We start from the raw sequence: 26138 nt of genomic DNA, 5'->3' as shown, positions 1-26138 counted from the left end.
TTCCTCGCGAAGCGGTGTAGGAAGGGAGCGTCAGGCGAGGCCGTCGCGCAGGGCGCGCTCGACCTCGTCGCCGTCGGGAATGCTCTCGGCGGCACCGGGGCGCTGCACGCCCAGCGCCGCCGCGGTGGCGGCGCGCCGCAGGCACTCCGCCACCGGGTGGCCGGCCTGCAGGGCCGCCAGGTAGTAGCCGATGAAGGTGTCCCCCGCGGCGGTGGTGTCCACCGGCCTGATCGGCAGTGCCGGCTGGTGGCGGCGCTGGTTGCCATGCTGGTACCAGGCGCCTTCGCCGCCCAGGGTCAGCACGGTCTCGCAGGTCGGCAGCGTGCGCGCCAGGCCATCCAGCAGCGCCTCTGCCTCGCTGGTGACGGCCTGTCCGGTGAGCTGGGCCGCCTCGGGACGGTTGACGAACAGCAGCTGGCAGTGCGACAGCCGCAGGTCCAGTACCGCCTCGGTCATCGGTGCCGGGTTGAAGGCGATGCGCAGGCCGTGGTCTGCCGCCAGGGGGATCAGCTGGTCCAGGCCGTTGCACTCGTTCTGAAGCAGCAGCCAGTCGCCGGGGGCGGTGCCGGCAAGGAGCGCCGCCAGGCCGGGAGCGCGGAAGCCGTGGTTGGCGCCGGGGAACAGGATGATGGCGTTCTCCCCCCGGTCATCCACCTGGATGACCGCGTGGCCGCTGGGTTCGTCCACCAGTTCCACCCCGGTGACGTCCACGCCGGCCCGGGCCAGGGTGTCCCGAGCCCAGGCATCCTGGCGACTCAGTCGTCCCCAGTGGCAGAGGGTGCCGCCGGCCCGCGCCATGGCCAGGGACTGGTTGGCCCCCTTGCCGCCGAGACCGACCCGGTAGTCATGGCTGGCGAGGGTCTCGCCGGGGCCGACCAGGTGCGGGACGCGATAGAAGTGGTCGAGGTTGATCGAGCCGAGGTTATAGAGCATGGCCTGTCCCTCCCTCACTCGGCCAGCCAGGTGCGCAGGTTCTCCGCGGTCAGCGTCACCACGTTCTGGCGTGCCTCCGGGGTGATCCAGGCGTTGTGGGGGGTGACGATCAGGTTCAGCGGTTCGGCCAGGGCATCGATCAGCGGATGGCCGTCACGGGGTGGCTCCACCGGAAGTACATCGACGCCGAGCCCGCCCAGGCGGCCCTCGCGCAGGGCGGCCAGCGCGGCCTCCTCGTCGATGATGCCCCCGCGGGCACAGTTGACGAGCAGGGCGCCGGGCCTGAGGGTGGCCAGCAGCGCGGCATCGACCAGGTGGCGGGTGGCGTCGCTCAGCGGACAGTGCAGGCTGATGACGTCGGCCTCGGGGGCCAGCTCGGCGAGGGAGGGGCGGCGGTCATCCGCCTTGCCGGGGCGAGCCGCGAAGGTGACGCGCATCCCGAAGGCCTCGGCCAGCTGGGCGACCCGGCTGCCCAGCACCCCCTGGCCGACGATGACCAGGTGCTTGCCCTCCAGCTGCAGGGTGCCGTGGTCCATGCGGCAGAAGAAGGGGCTCTCGCCCCAGCGCCCGCCGGCCACGTCGCGCTGGTAGAGCGGCAGGCGGTTGGCCAGGGTCAGCATCAGCATCAGGGTGTGCTGGGCGACGCTGGCCGTGCCGTAGGCGGTGACGTTCCTGACCGCGATGCCCAGGCGCTCGGCGACGGCCATGTCGATGTTGTTGGTGCCGGTGGCCAGCACGCAGATCAGCTCCAGGTCCGGAAGGGCCTCCAGGGTGGCGCCGTCCAGTACCACCTTGTTGACGATGGCGACGCGGGCGCCGGCCAGCCGCTCGCGGGCCTCGGCGGTGCTGCTCTGGGGATGTACCTCGAGGGTGTCGACCTGGGCACGGATCGGGGCGAGGTCGATATCGGGGCCGAGGCTGGCGGCATCGAGGATGACGGCTTTCATCGTGTTGGCTTCCTTGTGGTGCCCGGGCGGTGCGCCTTGCCCGCAAGGGTGCCGGGCACGCTATAATGTCGGGCTTTGGCAGGCTTGGAATCGCTGCGGGCCGGCCGCATATTTCGTGGCTGCCGGCGTGTGCCGGCGGCATCCAGACCCGGGGTCTGTCATTTTCCGGAGTGATCAAACCATGCCCATCTACGAATACGAGTGCAAGGCCTGCGGCCACCGTCTCGAGAAGCTGCAGAAGCTCAGCGCCGCCCCGCTGACCGACTGCCCCGCCTGCGAGGCCTCCGAACTCTCCCGCCTGATCTCCGCGGCCGGCTTCCGACTCGCCGGCGGCGGCTGGTACGAGACCGACTTCAAGGCCGGCGACAGGAAGAACCTGGCCGGTGACGCCGCCGCTCCGGCCGGCGACGCCAAGACATCGACAAAGAAGGATGGCGCGGCGGCCTGAGGGCCGCCCATCGCCCGTTTATTCATCACGCAACAGAACAGGATACGACATGCGCAGCCATTATTGCGGCCAGCTGAACGAGACCCTGGTGGACCAGACGGTCACCCTGTGCGGCTGGGTACACCGCCGCCGTGACCACGGGGGCGTGATCTTCCTCGACATGCGCGACCGCGACGGCATCGCCCAGGTCGTGGTCGACCCCGACACCGCCGAGGCCTTCGCCAATGCCGACCGCGCTCGCAGCGAATACGTGCTGCGCATCCAGGGCCGCGTGCGGCTGCGCCCGGAAGGCACCCAGAACCCCAACATGCCTACCGGCATGATCGAGGTGCTGGCCAGGGAGGTGGAGGTCCTCAACACCGCCGCCACGCCGCCCTTCCAGCTCGACGAGCACGGCAAGGTGGGCGAGGAGGTGCGCCTCAAGCACCGCTACATCGACCTGCGCCGCCCGGAGATGATCGAGAAGCTGCGTCTGCGCTCGCGGATCTCCCACAGCGTGCGCGCCTTCCTGGAGGGCCAGGGCTTCCTCGACATCGAGACGCCGATCCTGACCCGCGCCACGCCGGAAGGGGCCCGGGACTACCTGGTGCCGAGCCGCACCCATCCGGGCAGCTTCTTCGCACTGCCCCAGTCGCCGCAGCTGTTCAAGCAGCTGCTGATGGTGGCCGGCTTCGACCGCTACTACCAGATCGCCAAGTGCTTCCGCGACGAGGACCTGCGCGCCGACCGCCAGCCGGAGTTCACCCAGATCGACCTCGAGGCCTCCTTCGTCTCCGAGGACGACATCATGGGCATCACCGAGGCGATGATCCGCCAGCTGTTCCAGGAGGTGCTCGAGGTCGAACTGCCCGAGTTCCCGCGCATGACCTGGACCGAGGCGATGACCCGCTACGGCTCCGACAAGCCGGACCTGCGCATCCCGCTGGAGCTCACCGACGTCGACGATCTGATGCAGCAGGTGGACTTCAAGGTCTTCTCCGGGCCGGCCAGTGCCGCGGACGGCCGTGTCGCCGCGCTGCGCGTGCCGGGCGGGGCGAAGCTCTCGCGCAAGGAGATCGACGAGTACACCAAGTTCGTCGGCATCTACGGCGCCAAGGGGCTGGCCTGGATCAAGGTCAACGACCGCGCCGCCGGCCTCGAGGGGCTGCAGTCGCCGATCGTCAAGTTCATGGAGAACGTGGTCGAGGCACTGCTCGACCGGGTGGGCGCCGAGGATGGCGACATCATCTTCTTCGGTGCCGACAAGGCGCGCATCGTCAACGAGGCGATCGGTGCGCTGCGTGTCAGGCTCGGCGAGGACCTCGACCTCTATACCCGCCCCTGGGCGCCGCTCTGGGTGGTAGACTTCCCGATGTTCGAGGCCGACGACAACGGCCGCCTGAGCCCGCTGCACCACCCCTTCACCTCGCCGTCGTGCACCCCCGAGGCGCTCAAGGCCGACCCGGCGTCGGCGCTCTCCCGGGCCTACGACATGGTGCTCAACGGCACCGAGCTGGGCGGCGGCTCCATCCGTATCCACGACCAGGCGATGCAGACCACCGTGTTCGAGATCCTCGGGATCGGCGAGGAGGAGGCCCGCGAGAAGTTCGGCTTCCTGCTCGACGCCCTGCAGTACGGCGCACCGCCCCATGGTGGCCTGGCCTTCGGCCTCGACCGCCTGGTGATGCTGATGGCCGGCGCCCGCACCATTCGCGAGGTGATCGCCTTCCCGAAGACCCAGAGCGCCGGCTGCCTGATGACCGATGCGCCTGGCGAGGTGGGGCCGGAGCAGCTGCGCGAGCTCAATATCCGCCTGCGCCAGAAGGCCAAGGCGGAAGGGCAGGAGTAAGCCGCTTCCCCGCAGCAGCAGACCGGCGCCCCAGGGCGCCGGTCCTGTCTCGACTTCCCGATTCGGCAAGGAGGACGCGATGGCAGGCCACAGCAAGTGGGCCAATATCAAGCACCGCAAGGCGGCCCAGGACGCCCGGCGCGGCAAGATCTTCACCAAGCTCATTCGTGAGCTGACCGTGGCCGCCCGGCAGGGCGGGCCGGAGCCGGCCGACAACCCGCGGCTGCGCACCGCCGTCGACAAGGCGCTGGGCAGCAACATGACCAAGGACACCATCCAGCGAGCCATCGACCGCGGGGCCGGCAATGCCGACGGTGACGCCATGGAGGAGTGCGTCTACGAGGGCTACGGGCCCGAGGGGGTGGCGATCCTGGTCGAGTGCCTGACCGACAACCGCAACCGTACCGTCTCTGAGGTGCGGCATGCCTTCAACAAGTGTGGGGGCAACCTGGGCACCAGCGGCTCGGTGGCCTTCCTGTTCCACCAGCAGGGGCGCCTGGCGTTGCCCGGGGGGGTCACCGAGGAAGCCGTCATCGAGGCGACCCTGGAGGCCGAGCCCGAGGACATCGTCACCCTCGATGACGGTACCCTGGAGGTGGTCACCGCCCCCGACGCCTACCATGACGTCAAGGAGGCGTTGATCGCGGCGGGGATCGAACCCGAGCGCAGCGAGCTGGGCCGGTTTCCCGAGACCACCACCCCCATCGCGGACGAGGAGCTGGCCCGCAAGGTGATCCGCCTGATCGATATGCTCGAGGACCTGGACGACGTCCAGAACGTGACCACCAATGCGGAGTTCGACGACGATGTGCTCGATGCCATGGAGTGAGCCGGCCGGATGCTGATCCTCGGCATCGATCCCGGCTCGCGGATCACCGGCTATGGGGTGCTGGACGTGTCCACCGCCACGCCGCGCTACGTGGCCAGCGGCTGCATCCGCATCCAGGCCGACGACCTGGCCCAGAAGCTGGCCCAGGTCTACGCCGGGGTCAGCGAGCTGATCGCCGTGCACCGCCCGGCGGAGTTCGCCATCGAGCAGGTGTTCATGTCGAAGAACGCCGACTCGGCCCTCAAGCTCGGCCAGGCCCGCGGCACCGCCATCGTCTGTGCCGCCAACCATGGCATGCCGGTGAGCGAGTACGGCCCCCGCCAGATCAAGCAGGCGGTGACCGGCAGCGGGCGTGCCGACAAGGCCCAGGTCCAGCACATGGTCACCGCCATTCTGGGACTCTCGGCGACGCCCCAGGCCGATGCCGCCGATGCCCTGGCCATCGCCCTGACCCACGCCCATGCTCGGCGCGGCCTGGTCACCGCCGGCAGCTTCGGGGGCCATCGCAGCCGCCGCAAGGGCGGGACCTGGCGCGACTTTCGTCCCTGACGCTGTCGCCCGACAGCGACGCCGCAAGATTGTCGAACGCTGTTTGATCCCAGGCTGGCCAGCCGCGCGGGCGACCAGTATAGTGGCGTCAGCAGCGGCCGCCGAGGCCGCGATGGAACTGATGCCAAGGACATGACTGCGCCATGATCGGACGCCTGCGTGGCACCCTGCTCGAGAAGCAGCCGCCCTGGCTGGTGGTGGATGTCGCCGGGGTGGGCTACGAGCTCGAAGCCTCGATGAACACTCTGGTGGCTCTGCCCGGCTCCGGCGAGCCCGTCGCCCTCTATACCCACCTCACCGTGCGCGAGGATGCCCATCTGCTCTACGGCTTCCTGCGTGAACAGGAGCGGGCGCTGTTCCGAGCCCTGATCAAGGTCAACGGGGTCGGCCCCAAGCTGGCCCTCGCCATCCTCTCCGGCATGGACGAGGCCGCCTTCATGCGCTGCGTGATGGACGACGATGCCAAGGCGCTGACACGCCTGCCCGGGGTCGGCAAGAAGACCGCCGAGCGGCTGATCATCGAGATGCGCGACCGCTTCCCCCACTGGGAGCCGTCCGGCGATGCCCTGGCGGGCCTGGCCGGCGCCGCCCCCGAGCCTGGCCAGCAGGACCCGCTGGCGGATGCCGAGGCGGCGCTGGTCAGCCTGGGGTACAAGCCCGCCGAGGCCGCCAGGATGCTCGTCGGCCTGGAGGGCGAGGGCAGCACCGAGGCGATGATCAAGGCCGCCCTGAGCCGGCGGATGGCCGGGTGATGGCCATGCGGACCCGAGCCGAGCACCGGCCCTGCAGGAGGCACATCCATGCTGGAAAGTGATCGCCTGATCGCCGCCGACCTGCGCGACGGGGAGGAGCCCATCGATCGCGCGATCCGCCCGAAGCGGCTGGCCGACTACATCGGCCAGCCGCGGGTGCGCGAGCAGCTGGAGATCTTCATCGGCGCCGCCCGCGGACGCGACGAGAGTCTCGACCACACCCTGGTGTTCGGGCCGCCGGGGCTCGGCAAGACGACGCTCGCCCACATCATCGCCGCGGAGATGGGGGTGGGGCTCAAGTCCACCTCCGGCCCGGTGCTGGAGCGGGCCGGCGACCTGGCCGCCATGCTCACCAACCTGCAGCCCGGCGACGTGCTGTTCATCGACGAGATCCATCGCCTCTCGCCGGTGGTGGAGGAGATCCTCTACCCCGCCATGGAGGACTTCCAGCTCGATATCGTCATCGGCGAGGGGCCGGCGGCGCGCTCCATCAAGCTCGACCTGCCGCCCTTCACCCTGGTCGGTGCCACGACCCGGGCGGGCCTGCTGACCTCGCCGCTGCGTGACCGCTTCGGCATCGTCCAGCGCCTGGAGTTCTACGCCATCGACGAGCTCACCGAGATCGTCGCGCGCTCCGCCCGGCTGATGGGCGTCGAGGCCGAGCGCGAGGGTGCGCTGGAGGTGGCGCGCCGCTCCCGGGGCACACCGCGCATCGCCAACCGCCTGCTGCGTCGCGTACGGGACTTCGCCGAGGTGCGCGGCTCGGGGAGGATCGATGCCGAGATCGCCGACCGGGCCCTGGACATGCTCCACGTGGACCACCACGGCCTGGACCACATGGACCGCCGCCTGCTGCTGGCGATGATCGAGAAGTTCGACGGCGGCCCGGTGGGGGTCGACTCCCTCGCCGCGGCGATCGGCGAGGAGCGCGACACCATCGAGGACGTCATCGAGCCCTACCTGATCCAGCAGGGGCTCATGATGCGCACGGCCCGGGGACGGGTGGTGACCCGCCAGGCGTGGCGGCACTTCGACCTGACCCCGACCGACGATGTCGCCGACGCGGCGGGGGAGACCCGCCCGTGAGCGCCTTCCAGCTGCCCGTGCGTGTCTACATCGAGGACACCGATGCCGGTGGCATCGTCTACTACGTGAACTATCTCAAGTACATGGAGCGGGCACGCAGCGAATGGCTCCGCGCGCAGGGGATCACCCAGCGCGAGCTGTTCGAGGCCGGCATCCAGCTGGTGGTCCACCGCCTGGAGTGCCGCTACGCCAAGCCCGCCCGACTGGATGACGGCCTCGAGGTCAGCGCCGCCATCCTGTCCCACGGTCGCGCCCGGCTGCAGTTCGGCCAGGCGGTGACCCGTCGCGGGGAACCCCTCTGCGAGGCGAGGGTCGACATCGCCTGTGTCGATGCCGCGCGTCTCAGACCCGTTGCCTGGCCGCCGGCGCTCGCCGAGGTCCTGGCCCGACACCCCTCAGCCCAACCGCAAGCCTGACGAGGATGCCCGTGAACGACTCCATGTCCATTCCCCACCTGATCATGAGCGCCAGCACCGTGGTGCAGCTGGTGATGCTGCTGCTCACGGTGGGCTCGATCCTCTCCTGGATCGTGATCTTCCAGCGGACCTTCGTGATGCGGCGTGCCCGCAAGGCCCACCAGGTCTTCGAGGAGCGCTTCTGGTCCGGGGTCGACCTCAACGAACTCTACCGCGAGACCCCCGCCGAGCAGGAGACCCAGGGCGCCGAACACGTCTTCCGCGCCGGCTTCCGCGAATTCAACCGCCTGCTGCCCAAGACCCGCAGCCCCCAGGCGATCCTCGACGGCGTGCAGCGCAGCATGCGGGTGGCCTGGTCCCGGGAGGAGGAGCGACTCAACCTGCACCTGGTGTTCCTGGCCACCGTGGCCTCGGCCAGTCCCTACATCGGCCTGTTCGGCACCGTGTGGGGCATCATGGGCTCCTTCCAGTCCCTGTCCATGGCCCAGCAGGCGACCCTGGCCACCGTGGCGCCGTGGATCGCCGAGGCGCTGATCGCCACCGCCATGGGCCTGTTTGCCGCCATCCCCGCGGTAATCTTCTACAACCGGCTCTCTTCCGAGTCCGGCCGCCTGCTGGGCAAGTACGAGGACTTCGCCGAGGAGTTCCACTCCATCCTGCACCGCAACCTGCAGGGCCGGACCGAATCCGGCGCCGCCTGAGGGAGTCTTGCCATGCATGGACCATTCAATCGCGGCGGCGGGCGTAAGCCCATGGGCGAGATCAACGTCGTGCCCTTCATCGACGTCATGCTGGTGCTGCTGGTGATCTTCATGATCACCGCTCCCATGCTGACCCAGGGCGTGCAGGTCGACCTGCCCCAGGTCACCTCCGAGCCCATCGACGATATGGAGGACAGCGAGCCGATCATCGTTTCGGTGGATCGCGAGGGGCAGTACTTCCTGTCGGTCGGCGGCGACGAGACGTCGGTCAGCCTCGATGACATCGCCGACCGGGTGATCATCCTGCTCGAGCGGCGCCCCGGCACGCCGGTCATGGTGCGCGGGGACCGCAATGTCCCCTATGGCCAGGTGGTCACCCTGATGAGCACCCTGCAGATCGCTGGCGTGAGCAACGTCGGCCTGATCTCGGAACCGCCGCCCAGCGGGGAAGGCTGAGGAGTCGAGATGGCCAGACACGACCAGCGCGTGGGCTATGGCGTGCCGACGATCCTTGCCGTCGCCCTGCATCTCGGGGTGGTGGTGTTCAGCGTGATCAGCCTGCCGGCCAAGGAGCCAGAACCGACCTCGTCTTCCATCGTCCAGGCGACGCTGGTCAGCACCGAGACGGTGACCGACCAGGCCCAGCGGGCCGAGGAGGCGCGAGCGCGTGCCCAGGCCCGGGAGGCCGAGGAGCAGCGCCAGGCGGAGGAGGCCGCACGGCAGGCCGAACAGGAGGCCGAGGCCAGTGAAGCGCAGCGCCAGGCCGAACAGCAGGCCCAGCGCGAGGCCGAGGCCCGAGACCGCGAGGAGGCGCGCCAGGCCGCCGAGGCCGAGGCGGCACGGCGTGCCGAGGAGGCCGAACAGCAGGCCCGGCTGCGCGAGCAGCAGGCCGAGGAGCGTCGCGCCCAACAGCAGGAGGCCGAACGTCAGCAGCAGCTCGAGGCCCAGCGCCGCGAGGAGGAGGCCGAACGCCAGCGCCAGGCCGAAGCGGAGGCCGAACGCCAGCGCCAGGCTGAAGCGGAGGCCGAACGCCAGCGCCAGGCCGAGGCGGAAGCCGAACGCCAGCGCCAGGCCGAGGCGGAGGCCGAACGCCAGCGCCAGGCCGAGGCGGAGGCCGAACGCCAGCGCCAGGCCGAGGCGGAGGCCGAACGCCAGCGCCAGGCCGAGGCGGAGGCCGAGCGTCAGCGCCAGGCCGAGGCGGAGGCCGAGCGTCAGCGCCAGGCCGAGGCGGAGGCCGAGCGTCAGCGCCAGGCCGAGGAGCAGCGCCGCCGCGAGGAGGAGGCCGCACGCCGGGCCGCCGAGGAGGCCGAGGCAGCCCTGCAGCGGGCCATCGAGGGCGAGCAGGAGGCCGCGGCCAATGCCCGCCAGGGGCAAGAAGCCGCCAACAGCTTCATCAACCTGGTGCGCCGGGCGGTGGAGCAGGCCTGGGTGATACCGCCCAACGTGCCGTCCGGTGCCAGCGCCGAGGTCGCGGTGCGTCTCGGCCCCTCCGGCGAGCTCTTCGCCGCCTCGATCTCCCAGAGCAGCGGCGACAGCGCCTTCGACCGTTCGGCGATCCAGGCGGTGGAGGCGGCCGCGCCCTTCGCCGAACTGCGACAGTTGCCAGCCGCCGTACAACGGGACTACCGTCAATTCAATCTGCGCTTCAGACCGGGAGATGTACGCTGATGAAAGCCCTGATGACATCCTGGCTGACCGCCATGCTGCTGATCTTCAGCACCCTGGCCCAGGCCAACCTGACCATCGAGATCACCCGCGGCAGCGATCGGGCCACGCCGGTTGCGGTGGTTCCCTTCGCCGGTGGCGACGACCTGCCCGAAGATGTCGCCCAGGTGATCCATGACAACCTCGAGCGCAGCGGCTACTTCGACCCGCTGCCGCGCCGCCAGATGCTTGACCGCCCCAGCGAGAGCGGCGAGGTGCGCTACGGCGACTGGCGGGGGCTGGACGTGCGCTACCTGGTGGTGGGGCGAGCCAGCCGGGACGGCAACGGCTACCGCCTGCAGTACGAGCTGATGGACGTCAGCGGCGAGCGCCGCATGCTGGGGGAGGTGGTGACCTCGAGCGAGGGAGAGCTGCGCGGCGCGGCCCACTACATCAGCGACCAGATCTTCGAGGCGGTGACCGGCATCCGCGGCGCCTTCGCCACGCGAATCGCCTACGTCACCGCCCAGGGGGTCGGCGACGACATGCAGTTCGCCCTCTACGTGGCGGATGCCGATGGCCGCAACAGCCAGCAGGTGCTCAGCTCCCGCGAGCCGATCCTCTCGCCGGCCTGGTCGCCCGACGGGGGCAAGCTGGCCTATGTCTCCTTCGAGACCGAGCGCCCGGCCATCTATATCCAGGACCTCGCCACCGGCCAGCGCGCCCGCGCCACCTCCTTCGAGGGGATCAACGGGGCGCCGGCCTGGTCGCCGGACGGTCGTCGCCTGGCCATGTCCCTCTCCAAGGACGGTCAGCCCGAGATCTATGTGATGGACATCGGTTCACGCGATTTCCAGCGCCTCACCAACAACTCCAGCATCGACACCGAGCCGTCCTGGTCGCCGGACGGTCGCAGCCTGCTGTTCACCTCCGATCGCAGCGGCGGCCCCCAGCTCTATCGCCATGACTTCGGCAGCGGCCAGCAGGAGCGGCTCACCTTCACGGGCAACTACAACGCCCGCGGACGCTTCGCGCCGGACGGCGAGTCGATCTTCCTGATCCACCGCAGCAACAACGGTTACCAGGTGGCCAGGCAGGACCTCGACAGCGGTCGCCTGGTGGTCCTGAGCGAGTCGCGCTGGGATGAATCTCCCAGTGTTGCACCCAATGGGACCATGGTAATCTTCGCCACCCAGCAGGGAAACAGCGGGGTGTTGGGGGCAGTTACCGCCGATGGACGCGCGTCCTTCCGGCTGCCCTCGGCTCAGGGTGACGTCCGCGAACCCGCGTGGTCGCCCTTTCTGAACTGACCATTGACGAATGATGGTGTCATTCGATCCCAGCAAGGAGTCTCACGATGCAACTCAAGCCCTACGCCAGGACCCTGGCGGTCGCCCTGTCCCTGGCCTTCGTGGCCGGTTGTTCCAGCAGTGGTGGAACCCAGGACGGGTCCCTGGATGGCACAAGCGGTGGTGCCGCGGGTAGCGGCGCGGCCGGCAGCGGCCAGGTCAGCGGTACGGGCCTCGGTGCCGGCGGCACCGCGGGCCAGCAGGCCGACGGGCGGATCCCCGAGCAGCGCACGATCTACTTCGAGTTCGACAGCGATCGCATCCGCAGCGAGTTCGAGCCGGTGCTGTCCGCCCATGCCCGCTACCTGCGCTCAAACGGCAGCGCCCGCGTGGTGCTGCAGGGTCACACCGACGAGCGCGGTACCCGCGAGTACAACATGGCCCTCGGCGAGCGTCGCGCCCGTTCCGTGGAGCGCTTCCTCTCCGTGCAGGGCGTCTCGCCCTCCCAGGTCGAGGTGGTGAGCTACGGTGAGGAGCGTCCGGCGGCGCGTGGCCAGAACGAGGAGGCCTACGCCCAGAACCGTCGGGTCGTCTTCGCCTACTGAGACCTGGTCGCACGCCCCCCGCGTCGATGGAGACACGCATGAAACACGGTCTGAAAGGACTGTGCGGCGCGGGAGCCCTGGTGCTCCCGCTGTCCGTATGGCTCCCTGCCCTTGCCCAGCAGCCGGTGGTCGAGGACCTCACTGCCCAGCCGCGCTCCTTCTACCAGCAGACGGAAACCCGCGAGGAAGCGGGTGGCAGCCTGGTGATCTTCAACCAGGTGCAGCAGCATGACGAGGAGATTCGCCAGCTGCGTGGCCAGGTCGAGGAGCTCCGCCACCAGCTCGAACAGCTGCGCCGCCAGACGCGGCAGCAGTACATGGACCTCGAGGATCGCCTGGCGTCGGGTCCTGCCGGCGTCGGCGTCGACAGCAGCGCCCAGGTCGACGAGCAGGCCGCGCAAGAGGTCGTCCAGGCGCCGTCGCCCAGCGGCGCCGATCCAGACGCCCAGGCGGCCTACCAGCAGGCCTTCGCCCGGGTGCAGGCGCGCGAGTTCGGCGAGGCGATTGCCGCCTTCGAGCGCTTCGTGGGTGACCACCCCGACAATACCCTCACCGCCAATGCCCACTACTGGCTGGGCGAGTTGCACGCCGCCGAGGGCAATCTGGAGCCCGCCGAGACGGCCTTCCGTACCGTGCTCGACGACTTCCCCCAGAGCGGCAAGGTGCCCGACTCCCTCTACAAGCTGGGCCTGCTGAAGGCGCGCCAGGGTGACCCTCAGGCGAGCCGCGAGCTACTCGAGCGCGTCCGCGAAGAGTATCCGGAGAGCACCGCGGCCGGCCTGGCCAACGACTTCCTGCGCCAGTCGAGCAACTGATCCACCAAGGAGCATCCATGACGACCTGCAAGATCGACTACCAGGCGCCCGCCGACCTTCTCCAGGGGCGCAACATCCTGGTCACCGGCGCCGGCGACGGGATCGGCAGGGCCGCGGCCCTGACCTTCGCGCGCCATGGTGCCACGGTCATCCTGCTGGGCCGTACCATCGCGAAGCTGGAGAAGGTCTACGACGAGATCGAGGCCGCGGGGGGGCCGCAGCCGGCGATCTTCCCGCTGAACTTCGAGGGGGCCACCCTCAAGGACTACCACGACATGGCCGAGACCATCGACCGGGAGTTCGGCCGCCTCGATGGGCTGCTCCACAATGCCGGTCTGCTGGGGCGCATCACGCCCTTCGAGCAGTACAACCCGGAGCTGTGGGAGCAGGTGATGCAGGTCAACCTCAACGGCCCGATCTGGATGACCCAGGCGCTGCTGCCGGCACTCAAGTATTCGGCCGATGCCTCGATCGTCTTCACCTCCTCCAGCGTGGGGCGCAGGGGACGTGCCTACTGGGGGGCCTATGCGGTCTCCAAGTTCGCCACCGAGGGCTTCGTCGAGGTGCTGGCCGACGAGCTGGAGCACCTGGGCAATGTCCGCGTCAACAGCCTCAACCCCGGCGCCACGCGGACCCAGATGCGCAAGAGCGCCTACCCCGGCGAGGATCCGGCGACCCTGCGGACCCCCGAGGAGATCATGCCCACCTACCTGTGGCTGATGGGCCCCGACAGCCGCGGCCACAATGGCGAGAAGTTCGACGCCCAGCCGCCTCGGTCATGAATCGCGCCGCCGGATCGGCCCTCGGATCGAGTGGCTGCCGGTGCGGCCGCTGCCCGGCTGGAAGATGGCCATGCCGGGCGGTGTGGCCTGCGGATCGACCTGGTCCCGGATTCGCGAGACGTCTTCGCTGCTGATCAGTGGTTCGCCTTCATCGTTCGCCCCTGCCTGGACCATGAGACGCCCCTCGTACTGCCAGCGGTGCTGTGGAACTCGGGCGATGCGCCACTCGCGCCCCTGCCAGCGGCCCCGTGTCGGCCCCTTCAGGGTCAGCTCATCGAGCGGGATCAGGGCCGCGAAGAGTCGGCTGTTCAGCACGATGCCGGTGCTGCCCAGGCGCACGCCGCCCTGGTAGCGGTGTTGCCTCAGCGCGTTCAGGACGCGCCATGACCGCTGGCGGGGATGATAGAGGGTGCCGCTGCCGCACAGATGCAGGATGTCGCCATCCACCTGCTTGACCACCCAGACGGGGATGGGCATCAGCCCGGCACGCTGCAGGCAACCCTTGACCGCGAGGGCGCATCGGCCGGGCAGGCCGGCGACGTCATGGGCATGATGTGCGAGGGCAAGGCCGAAAGGCCTGAGGCGTTTCAGGCCGGCGGGCACCGGTAGCGACTTCCTCCTCGCCTTCTCGGCACTCTCCGGATCCGGCTCGGCGTGCCCCCCCTCTCGTGCCGATTCTGCCGCCAGGAGTGCCCGTCGCGAGAAGCTGGTGCCGCAGTCGATGCAGCGGTAGGAGTGGGGCAGCCTGACCAGGCGCCGCCAAAGTGACCGTCGGTTCTTGTAGATGCCATGGCTCGCGCAGTGAGGACAACGCTTCATCGTCTGGCCCCCTCCGCCAGGGGCATGCCGCCGACCGCCATCAGCGGCGACCGCCCACACCAGTATCGTGGCCGGCGGGAGGGGTGACCAGATCAAATCCCTGGTCAGCGGGTGGGAGCTGTCTCAGCAGGGGCGATGGCGGCCACCAGCGCCTCGCTGGTCTCGAACCAGAGGTCCGCGGGCCAGCGCCGATAGTCGTCACCCTCCTCGATGTATCCGTAACCCACCGCCACGGCCGCCATGCCGGCGGCGCGCGCCGCCTGCATGTCCCGCAGGTGGTCGCCGATATACCAGCAGGCGGCCGGTGTCGCCCCCAGGCGACGGGCGGCCTCCCAGAGCGGGTCCGGCGCGGGCTTCTTCACCGGCAGGTCGTCGGCGCAGATCAGCGCCCCGGGCCTGAGTGCGAGGGCGGCCACCAGCGGCTCGGCATAGGCGCGGGGCTTGTTGGTGACGATGCCCCAGGGGCGGCCGGCGCCTTCCCAGCGCTCGAGCAGCTGCTCCAGGGGAGCGAAGACCCGGCTCTCCTCGGCGACCGCCTGGCCATAGGCCGCCAGCAGGAAGGCGCGGGCCTCGTCGTGGCCCTCGGCCTCCCGGGCGATGTCCAGCGCCAGGGTCACCAGGGCGCTGCCGCCGTTGGAGACCTGGGCGCGGATCGTCGCATAGGGCAGGGGGGCGAGGCCGTGGTGGGCGCGCAGCGCATTGGTGGCCCGGGCCAGGTCCGGGGCGGTATCCACCAGGGTGCCGTCGAGGTCGAAGAGCAGCGCCTCGGGCCGCACGGCGATCTCGCTCACGGGGCCTCCCGGCGGCAGTGCATCAGGTAGTTTACCGAGACGTCGCGCTCCGACAGGCGGTAGCGGCGAGTGACGGGGTGGTAGACCAGGCCGTTCTGCTCGCGCACCTCCAGGCCGGCCCCCCGGCACCAGGCGGCAAGCTCGGCGGGACGGATGAACTTTGCGTAGTCATGGGTGCCTCGGGGCAGCATGCGCAGCAGGTATTCGGCGCCCAGGATCGCCAGGGCGTAGGCCTTGGGGTTGCGGTTCAGGGTCGAGAAGAACACCTGGCCGCCGGGCTTGGCCAGGGCCGCGCAGGCGCGCACCACCGAGGCCGGGTCGGGCACGTGCTCGAGCATCTCCAGGCAGGTCACCACATCGAAGCGGCCCGGTGCTTCCTCGGCCAGCGCCTCCACGCTGACATGGCGATAGTCGACCTCGACCCCGCTCTCCTCGGCATGCAGCCGGGCCACCGCCAGCGGCGCCTCGCCGAGGTCGATGCCGGTGACCTCGGCGCCACGGTGGGCCATGGCCTCGGCCAGCAGGCCACCACCGCACCCCACGTCCACCACCCGCTTGCCGGCCAGGCCGGCACGGGCGTCGATGAAGTCGAGGCGCAGGGGGTTGATGTCATGCAGCGGCTTGAACTCGCTGTCGGGGTCCCACCAGCGACTGGCCAGGGCCTCGAACTTGGCGATCTCGCCGGGATCGACGTTGCCCGCTTGCGTGTGACTTGCGCCCATCTGAGCTCTCCGTCCGTTGTGGAATCGTGGAATCAACTTGCTGTCCCAACCTGATTTGTCGCCGAGTCGACACAGTGGCAGGTCGAGGATCGTCCGGTATCATGGCCATTCTACCCGCTCTCGGGGAGGCTTTCCCATGACCCACGCCATCGCAGTGAGGGCGAGAGCGGGATGACGATCACATCCCGGACAAGGACTTCACCATGATCAACAAGGCCGTGCTTCCCGTGGCCGGCTTCGGCACCCGCTGCCTGCCGGCCTCCAAGGCGATCCCCAAGGAAATGATCACCATCGTCGACCGCCCGGTGATCCAGTATGTGGTGCAGGAGGCGGTGGCGGCGGGCATCCGCGACATCGTGCTGGTGACCCATGGCAGCAAGGGCGCCATCGAGAACCATTTCGACAAGCACTTCGAGCTCGAGGCGAGCCTCGAGGCGAAGGGCAAGCACGAGCTGCTCGAGGAGCTCCGCTCCATCGTGCCCGGCGACGTCAATATCATCAGCGTGCGCCAGTCCGAGCCCCTCGGCCTCGGCCATGCCGTGCTCTGCGCGCGGCCGGTGATCGGCGATGATCAGCCCTTCGCGGTGCTGCTGCCCGACGTGCTGGTGGATGACGATGGCCTCGAGCGCAACGACCTCGCCGGCATGCTGGACGCCTTCGAGCGGACCGGCCGGGCCCAGCTGATGGTCGAGGAAGTGCCCCGCGAGCTGGTCTACAAGTACGGTATCGTCGACACCGGCGGCGAGGTCCCGGGGCCCGGCGAGTCACGGCCGCTGGCCGGCGTCGTCGAGAAGCCGCCGGTGGAGCAGGCGCCCTCCAACCTGGCGGTGATCGGCCGCTACGCGCTGCCGGGCAGCATCTTCCCGCTGCTGGCGGAGACGCCGCCGGGGGCCGGCAACGAGATCCAGCTCACCGATGCCATCGAGACCCTGCGTCGCCAGCAGGGCGTGGACGCCTGGCGGATGCGCGGCAAGACCTATGACTGTGGACACCAGCTCGGCTACCTCGAGGCGATCCTCGCCTATGGGCGCCGCCATGCCCGCTACGGCGAAGGCTTCCGGGAACTGCTGGCCCGCTACGCCGGCGAGGAGTGAGCGTCATGCGTGTGCTGATCCACGGCAGTGAACTCGCCGCCGCCACCGCCGCGGCGGCCCTCTCCTGGGTCGGGCACCGGGTCACCTGGCTGCCCCATGCGGCCGCCCCCTGGGCCACGCTCGCCCGGGCCGACTGGTTGCGTCGCGAGCCGCGCCTGCTGCTCCAGCTGGAGGAGGCACAGGCCAGCGGCAGTCTGCGGCTGGTCGAGGAGGGCGCCACCGCGGCCGAGTGCCTGGCGGACCAGGAAGTGGTGTGGCTCTCGCTGTCCCCCGAGCAGCGCGGCGAGGTCGCGCCCCTGCTCGCACGGCTGGCGAAGGCGTCGCCGGGCGACCTGGTGCTGGTCAACAACTCCACCTTTCCGGTGGGCGAGACCGAGCGGCTGGAGGCCCTGCTCGAGGGGCAGGGCCACGCCGTGGCCCTGCCCGACCTGATCGAGGAGGGGCGGGCCTGGGATACCTTCACCCGCCCCGGGCGCTGGCTGCTGGGCTGCGACGATGCCGGCGCCGAGGCCCGGGTCAGGGAGCTGCTGCGTGCCTTCAACCGACGCAGCGAGGTGTTCCAGCGCATGCCGCGTCGCGCCGCCGAGCTCACCAAGCTGGCCATCAACGGCATGCTGGCTACCCGCATCAGCTACATGAACGAGATCGCCGGCCTCGCCGACAGCCTGGGCGTCGACGTGGAGTTCGTGCGCCAGGGGATGGGCTCCGATTCGCGGATCGGCTACGAGTACCTCTATCCCGGCTGCGGCTTCGGCGGCCCCAACTTCTCCCGCGACCTGATGCGCCTGGCGGACGTGCAGTCGGCCAGCGGGCGCCGTTCGGCCCTGCTGGAGCAGGTGCTCGACATCAACGAGCACAAGAAGGAGACGCTGTTCCGCAAGCTCTGGTCGCATTTTCACGGCCGCCTCGAGGGGCGCACGGTGGCGATCTGGGGGGCCGCCTTCAAGCCCGGTACCGCGCGCATCGACCATGCCCCGGTGCTGACCCTGCTGCGCTCCCTGTGGGCTCAGGGGGTCAGGGTTCGCCTGCACGACCCCTCGGCGATCCCGGCGCTGCTGGCCGAGGTCGGCGAACATCCGCTGCTCGAGGTGTTCGATGGCGACCCCTACGTCGCCTGCGAGGGGGCCTGCGCGCTGATGCTGGTGACCGAGTGGAAGGCCTACTGGAACCCCGACTGGGCAAGGCTCTCGGCGAGGCTCGACGAGAAGCTGCTGCTCGACGGGCGCAATATCTACGACCCGGCGTGGGTGGCCGCCCAGGGGCTGCACTACCGCGGTATCGGCCGCCGGGCCGACCCGCTGCCTGCCTGATCCGGGCAGGACCTCCAGCTGTCCAGTGCCCCGCGAACGAAGACGGCCCCGCCAATGCGGGGCCGTCTCGTCTCGGGGCGTCGCTGAGCGCCTGTCGCGCTGCGAACTCAGCCGAAGTTCTGGGCGACGAAGTCCCAGTTCAGCACGCTCCAGACGTTCTCGAGGTACTTGGGACGCGCGTTGCGATAGTCGATGTAGTAGGCGTGCTCCCAGACGTCGATGGTCATCAGCGGGGTCTGGCCATGGGCGATGGGGGTGTCGGCATTGCTGGTGTTGACGATGTCGACGCCGCCGTCATCGGTCTTGATCAGCCAGGTCCAGCCGGAGCCGAAGTTGGCCACGGCATTGGCATTGAAGGTTTCCTTGAACTTGTCGAAGGAACCGAACTTGGCATTGATGGCGTCAGCCAGGGAGCCGGAAGGCTCGCCGCCGCCGTTGGGCGACAGGCAGTGCCAGTAGAAGGTGTGGTTCCAGACCTGGGCCGCCTGGTTGAACAGGCCGCCGGAGGAGGATTTGATGATCTCTTCCAGGGACTTGCTGGCGTCATCGGTGCCGTTGACCAGCTCGTTGAGCTTGGTCACATAGGCCTGATGATGCTTGCCGTAGTGATACTCGAGGGTCTCGGCGGAGATGTGCGGCTCGAGTGCGTTCTTGTCATACGGCAGGGCGGGCAGTTCAAATGCCATTCAGGTTCTCCTCGGTCTTCACGATAGTCACGGCGTGACAGTGCGGAATCCTTTCCCCGAATCTCGAGGGCGCCGCTGCGTTGGCCGCCGCTTCGTGCGTTCCGGGGTAAAAAAACCTTACACTGTTGCCACGCCGTGCAGGGTGCCGCGGCATCATAGCACCCGGCTCAAGGGCCGCCAATTCCGCCTCCCGCCCCCCGCGGGACCACGGTGGCCGCCATTCCCCCGCTCGAGAGAAGGAGTTCGCCATGGCAGAGCGCCCGGATGACCGCCGGTATGCCAGACCGATCGTGCCGGATCCGGACAGCAGCCTGTCGGCCTACCGCCTGCGTCACCCGCCGCCTCCCCGCGTCTGGCCGCTGTGGCTGCTGATCCTGGGACTGGTCGCCGCCGGCGGTGCCCTGGGTTGGTACGGCTGGCAGGAGCGCAACCGGCTTACGGCGGACCTGGCCCGGCTGAGTGGCGAACTCTCCAACGTGCATGCCCGCTTCGACACCGCCCTGGGCGAAGGGGAGGCCCTCGACGAGATCGAGGGCCGCCTGGCCTCGCTGGAGCGCCGCGACGAGGCCCTTGACGGCCATCTCGGCGTCCTGGAGGAGCGGCTCGAGGAACGGAACGACGATCTGGACGAGCGCCTGGAGGGACTGCGAGAGCGCCTCACCCGCATCGGCGAGGCCGCCGCCACCCGCGAGGCCATGCTGGCGGCGACCGGCGCCTCGCTGGATGCTCTGGAGCGGGCCGGCGAGGAGGGGCGTGCCGCGCTGGAGGAGCGCATCGCGGCCCTGGCGGAGGCGCGTGAACGCGATGCCCGGCGCCTCGCCGAGTTCGACGAGGGCCTGGCCGAGCTGGAGGCCGATACCGGTCGCGGTGAGGCGCTGGCCCGCCTGGAGCAGGCCCAGGCCTCCCTCGAGGAGCGCCTGACCGAGGAGGCGAGGACCCGCGAGGAGCGCGTCGAGGCACTCGCCGCGCGTCTGGCCGGGGTGGCCGCAGAGGTTGAAGCGGCCGGCGGCTCACGGGATGATGAGGCCCAACGCCTCGAGGCGTTGGCCGGCCGGCTGGGTGCGCTGGAGGCCGAGATCGGCGAGCTGCGCCGTTCCCAGCTGGCCCTGAGCGCGCGCCTCGAGGCCCTGCGGCCTTGAGGCGTCTCTGCCGCGCACCGAGTCGTACCGTTGGGTCGCAGACAGGAAGGCGTCGAGATATGGACAATCACAGGGTCACTCGCCTGGGCGCCGCGACGCTCTGTGCCGGCATGACGCTGCTGGGCATGCCGCCCATGGCCTGGGCCCTCGAAGCGCGTCTCGAGGGGGTGTCGGGGGACGTGGCCGAGAACGTCGCGTTCTACCTGGATGGCCTGGATGCCACCCAGTACAGCCGGACCCGGGTGGAGGGCGAGGTGCAGCGCCGGACCCGGGAGGCGATGCGGGTCTACGGCTACTACGAGCCGGTGCTCGAGCTGACCCTCGACGAGCAAGAACCGCCCCGGTACGTCGAGCTCGCCATCGAGCCCGGGCCGCGGGTGCGCATCGAGACGCTCTCGTTCCGGCTCGAGGGCGATGCCGAGGGCGACCCGCCGTTCCAGGAGGCGATCGACGCCTTTCCCCTGGCCGAGGGGGACCCGCTCGTGCATGCCCCCTATGACCGCCTGCGTGGCCGCCTGGCCAACCTTTCCCTGGAGCGTGGCTACTTCGACTGGCGCTTCGTGGACCGGCGCATGGAGGTCCGACCCTTCGCCGAGAGCGCGCGCCTCTACCTGGCGCTGGACAGCGGGCCCCGCTATCGGTTCGGGGACGTCACCATCAGCGGCAGCCATATCGAAAGGGAGCGCCTGCTCAACCTGCTGCCATTCGCGCCGGGCGACCCCTATCTGGCCGGCGAGCTGGCCCGCTACAACCAGCGCCTGGGCCAGACCGAATGGTTCGGCTCGATCACCGTGCGTCCCCGGCTCGTCGAGGGCCGCGGCCTCGCCCTGGACGAGGCGCCGCTCGACTGGTGGCAGGAACTCGATGTTCCCGACCGGCAGGCGCCGGCCACCGAGGCAGACGGCCCGCGGCTGAGCGCGGCCGCGATCGGCAGCGCCACGGGGGTGGTGCGGACCGGGCCGCCGGTGGTCCCCATCGACATTGCCGTCACCCCGGCCGACCGCCACCAGTTCGAGGTCGGCGTGGGCTACGCCACCGACGTGGGCCCGCGCACCCGCTTGGCCTGGCACCAGCCGTGGATCAACCGCTTCGGCCACAGCCTGGATCATGACCTCTACCTTGCCGCGCCCGAGCAGCGCTTCAGCGGGGTCTATACCCTGCCGCTGGAGGACCCGCTGCGCGACCGCTACCAGTTCCAGTACGGCTTCCGCCATCGCGACAACGAGGACACCCGCTCCCTGGAGGCCACCCTGGAGGCGGCTCGGCGCTGGGAGTTCGAGAACCGCTGGGTGCAGACCCTCTACGTGCGCAGCACCTTCGAGGACTTCACCCAGGGCGGTGAGTCCGAGCAGGTGCTGCTGCTCTATCCCGGTATCCGCTGGTCCCGGACGCGCACCCGCAATCCCACCTTCCCGAGCTGGGGAGACCGCCAGCGCATCGCCTTCGAGGTCTCCGACGGCCTGTGGGGCTCCGATGCCGACTTCGTGCGCGTCACCGGCGAGAGCCAGTGGATCCGCATGTTCGGCGAGAACACGCGCCTGGTGGCCGGCACCGGCTTCGGCGCCATCGAGACCGATGACTTCGGCAAGATCCCGCCGTCGTTGCGCTTCTTCGCCGGCGGCGACCGCAGCGTGCGCGGCTACGCCTACGAAAGCCTCGCGCCGCGCAACGAGGAGGGGCGGCTGACCGGCGGCCAGCAGCTGTTCACCGCCACCGCCGAGCTGCAGCGGCGGGTGACCGGCGACTGGTGGGGGGCGGCCTTCATCGACACCGGCGATGCCTTCGACGAGTGGGGCCCCGACGACCTCAACACCGGCGCCGGCCTCGGCGTGCGCTGGATCTCCCCGGTGGGGCCGATCCGCTTCGATATCGCTCACCCCTTCGACGACGAGGACAATGCGTGGCGCCTTCACTTCGCCATCGGTCCAGAGTTCTGACCTTCCTCTGGGCCCTCTTTCGCCTGCTGATCCTGCTCCCGCTCTGGCTCCTGGGGCTGGTCATCCTGGTACTCGGCCTGGCCCTGTCCCCCTGGGGCACCGGCCTGCTGCTGGAGCAGGGGGACAAGCGCGGGTTCTATGCCCTCGAGGCCTCCGAGGGGGCCCCCCTCGACCGCCTGGTGCTGCATGGCTTGCGCCTCGAGGCGGGCCCCGCCCGGGTCGCCGTGCGGCGCCTCGAACTGGCCTGGGCGGAGGACTGTGTGCTCGCCGGCCGCCTCTGCCTCGATACCCTGGCGGTGGAGGGGGCGAGGATCCGCCTGGGCGAGGGGGAGCCGGACGACGCGCCCGCCGAGCCGGGGGAGCCGCCTGGTGAGATCCACCTGCCGTTCCCGGTGGAGATCCGCGCGCTGGCCCTGATCGACGTGGAGATCAGCCTCGCCGACGGCACCCGGGTGCGCTGGGAGAGTTTCACCAGCGGGGCCGTTGCCGAGAACGATACCCTGACCCTGCTGCCGACGCGCCTGGCCGGCACCCGGCTGTTGCTACCGCTCTCCCCGGGTGCGCAGCTGGCCCTCAGCGAGGGCGAGCACGAGGGCCCCCGGGTCGTCGCCGAGGCGATCGACGCGGCGATCGCCGTGCGCTCCCCGCTGCCGGCGGAAGTTGCCGCCGAGCTGGAGGGCCTGGCCGCCGCTCCCCTGGTCGACCAGCCCCGCCGCGAGCTTCCCGAGATCTCGCTGCCGCTGCGCCTCGAGGTGCCGGAACTGCTGGTCGAGGACACCCGCATCGAGGGGGCCATGGAGTACGGTGTCGAGCGCCTGGCGCTCACCCTCTCGGGCCAGGGGCACGAGATCATGATCCGGCCGCTCACGGTGAGCAACCGCGACGCCGACGCGCGACTAGCGGCCAGCGTCACGCTGCGCGAGGACTATCCGCTCGAGGCGCGCCTCGAGGCGGCGCTCTGGCTGCCCGATCGACTGCCCGAGCTGGCCGGGCAACGGATCGACCTGGCCCTGGACGGCAGCCTCGCCGACCTGGTGGTGCGCCTCGGGCTCTCCGGGCCCGTCAATGCCGACCTCGACGCCCGCCTGGATGTCCTGGACCCGACGCTGCCCTTCACCGCCTCGCTCACCAGCGAGCTGATCCAGTGGCCGCTGCCCGGTGCCATGCCGGACGCTGACGACGAGCCGACCGACCCCGTGGCGCCCTGGCTGGTGGAGGCCCTCACCCTGCGCCTCGAGGGCAGCCTGCTGGACTACCGGGTCGCCGCCTCGCTGATGGTGGAGGGCCCCGAGGTTCCCTATACCCGGGTGGCCCTGACCGGCACCGGCGACCTCGAGCACTTCGCCTGGACGCCGCTGTCGTTGACCCTGGGCGGGGCATCGGTGACCACCCGCGGTCGGGTCGACTGGGCCGAGGAGCTGGCCGTGGAGGCGCGGGTGCGGCTGGACCGCGTCGACCCGGGCCGCTTTGTCGACGGCATCAGCGGGCGCCTCGACGGTGACCTGGAGGCCGCCTTCACCCAGTCCGGGGAGGGCTGGGCCGTCGAGGTGCCGCGCCTGGCCATCGACGGCGAGCTCCAGGAGCTGCCGCTCTCCCTGCGCGCCCGCCTCGCCGGCAACAGCGCGATGCAGTGGCGGGTCGACACCCTGGACTTCCGGCAGGGCGACAACCGACTGTCGGCCGCGGGGCGGATCAGCGAGCAGGCGCTCGACCTGGCCGGCGAGATCGACATGCCGGCCCTGGCGAGCCTGCACGATGACCTCTCCGGCACCCTGGCCGGCGACTTCGCGGCCACCGGCACCCTCGAGGCGCCCCAGCTCGACCTGGAGTTCACCGCCGACGCCCTGCGCTTTGCCGAGCATCGCCTCGATCGGCTGCGACTGGCCGGTCGGGTCAGCGGCCTGGAGGATCCGGCGCTCGACCTGGGCCTGCAGATCGAGCGCCTGAATGCCGCCGGTCAGCGCTTCAGCGAGATCGACCTGGCCCTGGCGGGCCGCCTCTCCGACCACCGCCTGACCCTGTCGGCCGAGGCCGGCCGGGGCATGCCGCTCTCCCGCGCCGGGCTGGCTCTGGAGGGCGGCCTCGACCCGGCCCGAGAGCGCTATACCGGGCGCCTGATGCCGCTGGAGGTCGATACCGAGTTCGGCGATATCCGCCTCGACGAGGCGCTCGCCTTCGAGGCCGACCTGGTCGCCGGCAGCGCCCGGGTCCAGCCCTTCTGCCTGCGCCGCGAGCAGGGCGGGGCCCTGTGCCTCGACCAGGCGCTGGACGCCTCGGCCGACAGCGGCCAGGCGCGGCTGTCGCTTCGCGCGCTGCCGATGTCGCTGCTCGCGGAGGTCGTACCCGACGACTGGCGCCTGGACGGGGCCACCGACGCCGAGCTGGTAGCCGAATGGCGCCAGGGCGGAACGGTCTGGCAGGCCGACCTGCGCCTGGAGAGCGAGCTCGAGGTGGCGGGGCTCGATGCCTACGGCCAGCCCTGGGAGCTGCCGGCCACGCGCCTGACGGTGGCGGGCCGGGCCGACCCGGGCAGTGCCGCGGTGGATCTGTCGCTGGTTCTGGCCGAGGCCGGGGAGGTCGGCCTGGAGATGCGCATCGACGACCCCGCCGGCGAGGGTCGCCTGGACGGTCGTCTGGTGCTGTCCGACCTGCAGCTCTCCCGGTTCCGTACCCTGGTGGCCGGCATGGAGACTCTGGAGGGTGGCCTCGCCGGCGACGTGCGGATCACCGGGACCCGCGAGACGCCGGGCCTGGCGGGGCGCATCGGCCTCGCTGGCCTGCGCGTGCAGGGGGCCGATGTCCCCCTCGAGGTGCGCGATGGCGAGCTGGAGGTCCGGCTGGACGGTGACCGGGGCCAGATCAGCGGCTTCATCGCCGCGGAGGAGGGCCGTCTCGACCTGAGCGGCGATGCCGCCTGGCCGAGCCCCGACGAGTGGCGCGTCGCCGTCGACATCGACGGTCGCGACCAGCCACTGCTGGCCGTGCTGCCGGCCTTCGGCCAACTGCGCATGGCCCCCGACCTGCAGATCCGCGTGCGTCCCGACCGGCTGCAGGTGCGCGGCAATGTGCAGGTTCCCTGGGCGCGCCTGGAGGTCGGCGAGCTGCCGGCGTCGGCGGTATCGCCCAGCCCCGACGAGATCATCATCACCCGCCGTGACGAGGAGCGAGCGCAGCGCCAGGCCGAGCGCGCCGACGAGGTGGCGGACGGGGAGCCCGGCGAGAGCGCCGCCCAGGCCCTGGCCGAGGCGGGCATGGCGGTGGACGTCCAGATCGAGCTGCGCCTCGGCCCGGACATGCAGCTCTCCGCCTACGGGCTGGAGTCGGGCCTGTCCGGCGTGCTCGAGGTGCGCCAGCAGAGCGGGCCGGTTCAGCTGTTCGGCGACGTCAACCTGGTGGACGGACGCTTCCGGGCCTACGGCCAGGACCTGCTGATCCGCGAGGGCCAGCTGCTGTTCAGCGGCCCCCCCGACCAGCCGCTGCTGAGCTTCGAGGCGATCCGCAACCCCAACGTGACCCAGGACGGGGTGATCGCCGGCCTGCGCGTCACCGGCACCGCCGAGTCCCCGCAGCTGCGGGTCTTCTCCGAGCCGGCCATGGACGAGGCGCGGGCGCTCTCCTACCTGCTGCGCGGCCGAGCCCCGGACGACAGCGATACCGATGGGGCCCTGACCCAGGCCCTGCTGGGCCTGACCCTCGGCCAGACCGGCGGGGCGGTGGGCGCCATCGGCGAGGCCTTCGGCATCTCCGAGCTGGCCCTGGAGACCGCGGGGACCGGCGAGGAGAGCCAGGTGGTGGTCAGCGGCCAGCTCACCGACGACCTGAAGATCAGCTATGGTGTCGGGGTCTTCTCGCCCATCGCCGAGCTGACCCTACGCTATACCCTGTGGCGGAACCTCTACCTGGAGGCGATCTCAGGGGCGGCCCAGGCCGTGGATCTCGTCTATGCCTTCAGCCGGCCGGGCAAGCCGCCCAGGCTCGACGAATGAACCCGTTAACATATTCAACCCGTTAACCAG

Annotated in this window: 25 protein-coding genes; 19 read left to right on the top strand and 6 right to left on the bottom strand. The window is 70.4% G+C overall.

Features of this window, described 5'->3' with window-relative positions; translation table 11 throughout:
• Positions 1 to 30 precede the first annotated feature (30 nt).
• Together NFC98_RS09475 and NFC98_RS09470 are read right to left on the bottom strand one after the other, a co-directional pair.
• Positions 31 to 933 carry a ribokinase gene (locus NFC98_RS09475; RefSeq protein ID WP_254274758.1) on the bottom strand — a complete coding sequence of 301 codons (903 nt, stop codon included), beginning with the start codon at positions 931 to 933 and terminating at the stop codon, positions 31 to 33.
• Positions 934 to 947: 14 nt separating this feature from the next.
• Positions 948 to 1880 carry a D-2-hydroxyacid dehydrogenase gene (locus NFC98_RS09470; RefSeq protein WP_254274757.1) on the bottom strand — a complete coding sequence of 311 codons (933 nt, stop codon included), beginning with the start codon at positions 1878 to 1880 and terminating at the stop codon, positions 948 to 950.
• A gap of 181 nt (positions 1881 to 2061) precedes the next feature.
• Between NFC98_RS09470 and NFC98_RS09465 the strand changes: the two genes are divergently transcribed.
• The 14 genes from NFC98_RS09465 to NFC98_RS09400 all read left to right on the top strand — a co-directional run bounded on the left by NFC98_RS09465 (position 2062) and on the right by NFC98_RS09400 (position 13624).
• On the top strand, positions 2062 to 2328 hold the full coding sequence (locus tag NFC98_RS09465; RefSeq protein ID WP_254274756.1) for a zinc ribbon domain-containing protein: 267 nt from the start codon (positions 2062 to 2064) through the stop codon (positions 2326 to 2328).
• A gap of 49 nt (positions 2329 to 2377) precedes the next feature.
• Positions 2378 to 4156, top strand: a complete 1779-nt coding sequence (aspS, locus tag NFC98_RS09460) for an aspartate--tRNA ligase (RefSeq protein WP_254274755.1) — start codon at positions 2378 to 2380, stop codon at positions 4154 to 4156.
• Between the two features lie 79 nt (positions 4157 to 4235).
• Positions 4236 to 4985 (top strand): YebC/PmpR family DNA-binding transcriptional regulator, encoded by a 750-nt coding sequence (locus NFC98_RS09455; protein WP_254274754.1) that lies wholly within the window; start codon positions 4236 to 4238, stop codon positions 4983 to 4985.
• A gap of 9 nt (positions 4986 to 4994) precedes the next feature.
• The gene (gene ruvC, locus NFC98_RS09450) at positions 4995 to 5534 is read left to right on the top strand and encodes a crossover junction endodeoxyribonuclease RuvC (RefSeq protein WP_254274753.1); all 540 of its coding nucleotides are present in this window, start codon (positions 4995 to 4997) and stop codon (positions 5532 to 5534) included.
• A 143-nt stretch (positions 5535 to 5677) separates the two neighbouring features.
• Positions 5678 to 6286: a Holliday junction branch migration protein RuvA gene (gene ruvA, locus NFC98_RS09445; RefSeq protein ID WP_254274752.1), complete on the top strand. Its 609-nt coding sequence runs from the start codon at positions 5678 to 5680 to the stop codon at positions 6284 to 6286.
• A 48-nt stretch (positions 6287 to 6334) separates the two neighbouring features.
• Positions 6335 to 7372, top strand: coding sequence for a Holliday junction branch migration DNA helicase RuvB (ruvB, locus tag NFC98_RS09440; protein ID WP_254274751.1), 1038 nt, complete (start codon positions 6335 to 6337; stop codon positions 7370 to 7372).
• Entirely contained in the window at positions 7369 to 7788 is a 420-nt protein-coding gene (gene ybgC, locus NFC98_RS09435) for a tol-pal system-associated acyl-CoA thioesterase (RefSeq protein WP_302055049.1), read from the top strand. Before ruvB ends, ybgC begins: the two co-directional genes overlap by 4 nt.
• Before the next feature lie 11 nt (positions 7789 to 7799).
• Positions 7800 to 8489, top strand: coding sequence for a protein TolQ (gene tolQ, locus NFC98_RS09430; RefSeq protein WP_254274750.1), 690 nt, complete (start codon positions 7800 to 7802; stop codon positions 8487 to 8489).
• Between the two features lie 12 nt (positions 8490 to 8501).
• Positions 8502 to 8945, top strand: a complete 444-nt coding sequence (gene tolR / locus NFC98_RS09425) for a protein TolR (protein ID WP_254274749.1) — start codon at positions 8502 to 8504, stop codon at positions 8943 to 8945.
• 9 nt (positions 8946 to 8954) lie between these two features.
• Complete coding sequence (gene tolA, locus NFC98_RS09420) at positions 8955 to 10157, top strand: cell envelope integrity protein TolA (protein WP_254274748.1); 1203 nt, start codon at positions 8955 to 8957, stop codon at positions 10155 to 10157.
• Positions 10157 to 11443, top strand: a complete 1287-nt coding sequence (gene tolB, locus NFC98_RS09415) for a Tol-Pal system beta propeller repeat protein TolB (RefSeq protein WP_254274747.1) — start codon at positions 10157 to 10159, stop codon at positions 11441 to 11443. Before tolA ends, tolB begins: the two co-directional genes overlap by 1 nt.
• Positions 11444 to 11490: 47 nt before the next feature.
• Positions 11491 to 12027: a peptidoglycan-associated lipoprotein Pal gene (pal, locus tag NFC98_RS09410; protein WP_254274746.1), complete on the top strand. Its 537-nt coding sequence runs from the start codon at positions 11491 to 11493 to the stop codon at positions 12025 to 12027.
• A 38-nt stretch (positions 12028 to 12065) separates the two neighbouring features.
• A complete protein-coding gene (ybgF, locus tag NFC98_RS09405) occupies positions 12066 to 12842 on the top strand; it encodes a tol-pal system protein YbgF (protein WP_254274745.1) in 777 nt (258 codons plus the stop codon).
• 17 nt (positions 12843 to 12859) lie between these two features.
• Positions 12860 to 13624, top strand: coding sequence for a YciK family oxidoreductase (locus NFC98_RS09400; RefSeq protein ID WP_254274744.1), 765 nt, complete (start codon positions 12860 to 12862; stop codon positions 13622 to 13624).
• Here NFC98_RS09400 and NFC98_RS09395 read toward each other — a convergent pair.
• The 3 genes from NFC98_RS09395 to ubiG all read right to left on the bottom strand — a co-directional run bounded on the left by NFC98_RS09395 (position 13619) and on the right by ubiG (position 15956).
• Positions 13619 to 14443, bottom strand: coding sequence for a hypothetical protein (locus NFC98_RS09395; protein ID WP_254274743.1), 825 nt, complete (start codon positions 14441 to 14443; stop codon positions 13619 to 13621). The genes NFC98_RS09400 and NFC98_RS09395 overlap by 6 nt on opposite strands.
• Positions 14444 to 14547: 104 nt before the next feature.
• Entirely contained in the window at positions 14548 to 15225 is a 678-nt protein-coding gene (locus NFC98_RS09390; RefSeq protein WP_254277819.1) for an HAD-IA family hydrolase, read from the bottom strand.
• Positions 15226 to 15230: 5 nt separating this feature from the next.
• Positions 15231 to 15956 (bottom strand): bifunctional 2-polyprenyl-6-hydroxyphenol methylase/3-demethylubiquinol 3-O-methyltransferase UbiG, encoded by a 726-nt coding sequence (gene ubiG / locus NFC98_RS09385; RefSeq protein WP_254274742.1) that lies wholly within the window; start codon positions 15954 to 15956, stop codon positions 15231 to 15233.
• A gap of 203 nt (positions 15957 to 16159) precedes the next feature.
• Here ubiG and galU point away from each other — a divergent pair, with 203 nt between their 5' ends.
• Together galU and NFC98_RS09375 are read left to right on the top strand one after the other, a co-directional pair.
• Positions 16160 to 17050, top strand: coding sequence for a UTP--glucose-1-phosphate uridylyltransferase GalU (galU, locus tag NFC98_RS09380; RefSeq protein ID WP_254274741.1), 891 nt, complete (start codon positions 16160 to 16162; stop codon positions 17048 to 17050).
• A gap of 5 nt (positions 17051 to 17055) precedes the next feature.
• A complete protein-coding gene (locus NFC98_RS09375; protein WP_254274740.1) occupies positions 17056 to 18360 on the top strand; it encodes a UDP binding domain-containing protein in 1305 nt (434 codons plus the stop codon).
• Positions 18361 to 18467: 107 nt separating this feature from the next.
• Here the strand turns inward: NFC98_RS09375 and NFC98_RS09370 are convergent, their stop codons facing one another.
• Positions 18468 to 19046, bottom strand: a complete 579-nt coding sequence (locus tag NFC98_RS09370; protein ID WP_254274739.1) for a superoxide dismutase — start codon at positions 19044 to 19046, stop codon at positions 18468 to 18470.
• A gap of 248 nt (positions 19047 to 19294) precedes the next feature.
• On the opposite strand from NFC98_RS09370, the gene NFC98_RS09365 reads away from it, so the two are divergent.
• The 3 genes from NFC98_RS09365 to NFC98_RS09355 are packed head-to-tail and all read left to right on the top strand — an operon-like array spanning position 19295 to position 26108.
• On the top strand, positions 19295 to 20185 hold the full coding sequence (locus tag NFC98_RS09365) for a hypothetical protein (RefSeq protein WP_254274738.1): 891 nt from the start codon (positions 19295 to 19297) through the stop codon (positions 20183 to 20185).
• A 59-nt stretch (positions 20186 to 20244) separates the two neighbouring features.
• Positions 20245 to 22122, top strand: a complete 1878-nt coding sequence (locus tag NFC98_RS09360) for an autotransporter assembly complex family protein (RefSeq protein ID WP_302055048.1) — start codon at positions 20245 to 20247, stop codon at positions 22120 to 22122.
• Positions 22086 to 26108, top strand: a complete 4023-nt coding sequence (locus NFC98_RS09355; protein ID WP_254274737.1) for a translocation/assembly module TamB domain-containing protein — start codon at positions 22086 to 22088, stop codon at positions 26106 to 26108. The genes NFC98_RS09360 and NFC98_RS09355 overlap by 37 nt, the downstream gene beginning before the upstream one ends.
• Positions 26109 to 26138 lie beyond the last annotated feature (30 nt).

Source organism: Halomonas sp. 3H (assembly GCF_024206005.1).
Classification (GTDB): Bacteria; Pseudomonadota; Gammaproteobacteria; order Pseudomonadales; family Halomonadaceae; genus Halomonas; species Halomonas campaniensis.
The sequence above is the reverse complement of the archived record's forward strand: the minus strand, read 5'-3'. Positions and strand labels throughout refer to the sequence as shown.